This is a genomic window from Companilactobacillus halodurans (genome assembly GCF_009600985.1).
GTDB classification, from domain to species: Bacteria; Bacillota; Bacilli; order Lactobacillales; family Lactobacillaceae; genus Companilactobacillus; species Companilactobacillus halodurans.
On record NZ_VDFP01000054.1, the window covers coordinates 1 to 3,449 of the forward strand.

General features: G+C 42.7%; 4 protein-coding genes. 2 read left to right on the plus strand and 2 right to left on the minus strand.

Going from position 1 to position 3,449, the window contains the following annotated elements; genetic code table 11:
* Positions 1 to 287 precede the first annotated feature (287 nt).
* A complete protein-coding gene (gene ald, locus FHL06_RS12200) occupies positions 288 to 1,388 on the plus strand; it encodes an alanine dehydrogenase (protein ID WP_153386847.1) in 1,101 nt (366 codons plus the stop codon).
* 8 nt (positions 1,389 to 1,396) lie between these two features.
* A complete protein-coding gene (locus tag FHL06_RS12205; protein ID WP_153386848.1) occupies positions 1,397 to 1,552 on the plus strand; it encodes a hypothetical protein in 156 nt (51 codons plus the stop codon).
* A 233-nt stretch (positions 1,553 to 1,785) separates the two neighbouring features.
* On the opposite strand, the gene FHL06_RS12210 is transcribed toward FHL06_RS12205, so the two are convergent.
* Both FHL06_RS12210 and FHL06_RS12215 read right to left on the minus strand, forming a co-directional pair.
* A complete protein-coding gene (locus FHL06_RS12210; protein ID WP_259596269.1) occupies positions 1,786 to 2,664 on the minus strand; it encodes an IS3 family transposase in 879 nt (292 codons plus the stop codon).
* Entirely contained in the window at positions 2,661 to 3,383 is a 723-nt protein-coding gene (locus FHL06_RS12215) for a helix-turn-helix domain-containing protein (RefSeq protein WP_057823861.1), read from the minus strand. The genes FHL06_RS12210 and FHL06_RS12215 overlap by 4 nt, the downstream gene beginning before the upstream one ends.
* Positions 3,384 to 3,449 lie beyond the last annotated feature (66 nt).

The window sequence follows — 3,449 nt, forward strand, 5'->3', positions numbered from 1 at the left end:
CCACTAAGCTAATACACGCCAGTTTTTCCTTCAATGTATAGCGGGAACCTTTTCTTCCCATAAAAAACTCCTTCCTAAGTGTACAAGCTTTGATTATTTGCTTGTCTACTTAAGTAGGAGTATAGCCTCGGATATCTTTTATGCAAAATTTCTGATTTAGCTTAATTTTCGGCAGTCATTAAACTGGTTTATGTGATCGGACTTTCGACTGATTTTGATTAAAAACTAGCAAAATTCTCATAAAAACGCTCATATTGTGGTAGCATAGATTTAAGGAGATGTTAGTGATGCAAATTGGAATACCTAAAGAAATTAAAGATCATGAGGACCGTGTCGGGATCACGCCGGCCGGTGTTAGCATTTTGGTCAAGAATCATCATCAGGTCATTGTTGAAGCGGCTGCCGGCGAAGGTGCTGGTTATCCGGATGAGGCGTACGAAGTAGCTGGCGCCAAAATTGGGACGGCTGAGCAAGCTTGGCAGAGTGAGATGGTCATTAAGGTCAAAGAGCCACTTCCAGAAGAATATCAGTACTTTAAACCTGGTTTAATTCTGTATACCTATCTTCATTTGGCGTCTAATCGTCAGTTGGCGGAGGCTTTATTAGAACATCATGTGACCGCTATCGGCTACGAAACAATGCGTGGCGCGGATGGTAGTTTGCCCGCCTTGAATCCAATGAGTGAAGTCGCCGGTAGAATGGCGGTTATAATTGGCGCGCAGTTCTTGCAGACACAATATGATGGCAAAGGGTTGTTACTCAGTGGTGTACCCGGTGTTCGTAAGAGTCGCGTCACAGTGATTGGCGGTGGTGTCGTTGGTCTTAATGCGGCGAAGACGGCGTTAGGATTGGGTGCGCAGGTCACCCTGCTAGATATTAACCCACGGGTTTTAGCGAGTGTGGACAACCAATTCGATGGTCATATTCAGACCCTCTATTCAAATTCTGCTAATATTGCAGCATCCGTCAAAACCGCTGATCTAGTGATTGGTGCCGTGTTAATTCCCGGTGCCAAAGCGCCAATTTTGGTTAGTGAGGAAATGATTGCCTCGATGACGCCAGGTTCTGTTGTGGTGGATATTCCAATCGATCAAGGCGGTATTTTTGAAACAACGGATCATGCGACGACATTTACTGATCCGACCTACATTCGTCATGGCGTGGTTCATTATGCGGTCGCTAATGTGCCCGGTGCGGTTCCTAAGACGGCGACTGACGCGTTGACCAGCGTGACCATCAATTACGCCGCAGAGCTCGCAAACGACGGCATTAAGGCTGCCATCAAGCATAATGCAACAATTGCAAGTGGCCTTAATATTTACGATGGCCATGTGACTGCGCAAGCCGTCGCTAAAAGTTTGGACTTACCTTACCAGCCGCTGAAGTGACTGATTAGGTGGAGGCTCTAGGCGACGACTATGGCCTACCTTCGATGAATCGAATTAATGATGTTTTGTCGACTAAAACAGGACTGCTGCGTTTGTGTTTCGATGGAAATTATCAGTGTCCTAAGAGAAGCGAAGGAATGCTTGGTAAAAAACGAGGGAAATAACAAAATGAAGTTTTTTAAAAATGTGAAACGAGATAAAGAGGGGTAGTTTTATTTAGGAATGGCAATGGTTATCTTAAATAATTTTGTTCTATCAGGAGTTTTATCGTTGATTGTAACTGTTGCTGGGCTGGGTCTAGTTATTTACGGATTAGGCGGGCTTGATTAAGTGAAAAAAGAAGATTAGTTTTTAAGGCTCGGCTCCTGTCAAGAGGACAATCAAATAATTAAAGTGTTTATGCACATTCTTGAACGGCATGATTTCGATATTCTATCGGCGTCATGCCGTTTAATGTTACTTGAAGCCGCTCAAAGTTATACCAGCGAATAAACTCATTGATCTGAGCAAGTAATTCACTCTTTGATTGCGCCGTTCTGAACGCAAAAAATTCGTCCTTCATGTGACTCCAAAAGGATTCTATAGGACTGTTATCGCCAGGGGTACCCGCTCGTGACATACTATGATTGATGCCATGACCTGCTAGGAAAGTGTTGTATTCACCAGAGGTGTAGCTAGAACCCTGATTGCTGTGTAAAATGGCTGGTTTAATTGCATTTGTGTTCTCTAAAGCCAACCTGATCGTATCGGTAACTAACACCGATGTCTCAGTTTCGGCTACCTGCCAAGCAATAATACTATGATCATATAGATCCTTAATGGCGCTTAGGCGAAGCCGATACTGATTTCTAAGACCATATCTTAATTCGCTACAATCAGTTACCCAAATATGGTTAGCCTCATCTGGATGAAAATTATGACCCTTATCTGCATCATACAGAAGGTTAGCCGAGAGTTGCTCTTTATGTTCCTCATGTCGATCATGTTTCTTAACCCTGATAGATGCTTTGATTTCATTTTCGGCCATTAATCGTCGCACTTTATTGTGTCCAACATGATACTTGGTATTCTTATTAACATACATTGTTAGACTCTCAACACCGTAGATATAGTTGTGTTGTTCCTCTAGCTCGATCATATACTTTACAACAGCTTGATCGTCGATCTGACGCTGACTTAGACCGTGATTTAACCACTTATAGTAACTTGATCGTGAAATTCCCGTATAGGTACACAAATAGCCGATATTATAAGGTTGATCGTTATCTGAATTCACTTCTTGTGTGAGTTCTTTAATAACTTGATATTTTTCTGTTTGAGGACATTCCTTCTCTCTAATTCTTGGATTTTTTCCCGCACGGCTAGCTCCGTTGAGAGCCGCATTACGCGGGCCTGAAGCCGTTTGTTTTCAAGCATTAATTTCTCGTTCTCAGTTAATTGACCATGATCTTCTTTCGCCTTACCACGACGATCCTCTAGGCCCATCGAACCATCTCGTTTGAACTTTCTAACCCAGGTATAGGCTTGTCCATATGAGACGTTAAATTTCTTTATAGCACCGACGTAGTCTAGATCATTGGCAATCACCCATTGTGCGATCTCAATTCGTTCAAGTTGAGTTGTTTTACGACCATCTCTCATATCGTTTTTCTCCCTAGTAGTTTCTAATGATTTACCACTAGTATACCGGGTTACCCACTGATATATAACTGCCACGTTAGGAATTTGATATTCTCTGGCCAATTGTGGATATGACGTGTGTCTTGTTAGATATTTTTGAACGATTTCCAGCTTTAGCTCGGTTGGATAACGGTGCGGCCAAGCTCGCTTTAATCCCGCTTCGCCATCTTTGTGATAACGTTGGACCCATTGCTGGATCTGTTCACCTTTAATATTGTACTGAGTGCCAACTGCGTTAGGAGTAATTCCCTGCTCCACTAAGCTAATACACGCCAGTTTTTCCTTCAATGTATAGCGGGAACCTTTTCTTCCCATAAAAAACTCCTTCCTAAGTGTACAAGCTTTGATTATTTGCTTGTCTACTTAAGTAGGAGTATAGCC

Coding starts and splice junctions, on each gene's coding strand:
- ald (WP_153386847.1), top strand. CDS start 288: ATGCAAATTGGAATACCTAAAGAAATTAAAGATCATGAGGACCGTGTC.
- FHL06_RS12215 (WP_057823861.1), bottom strand. CDS start 3,383: ATGGGAAGAAAAGGTTCCCGCTATACATTGAAGGAAAAACTGGCGTGT.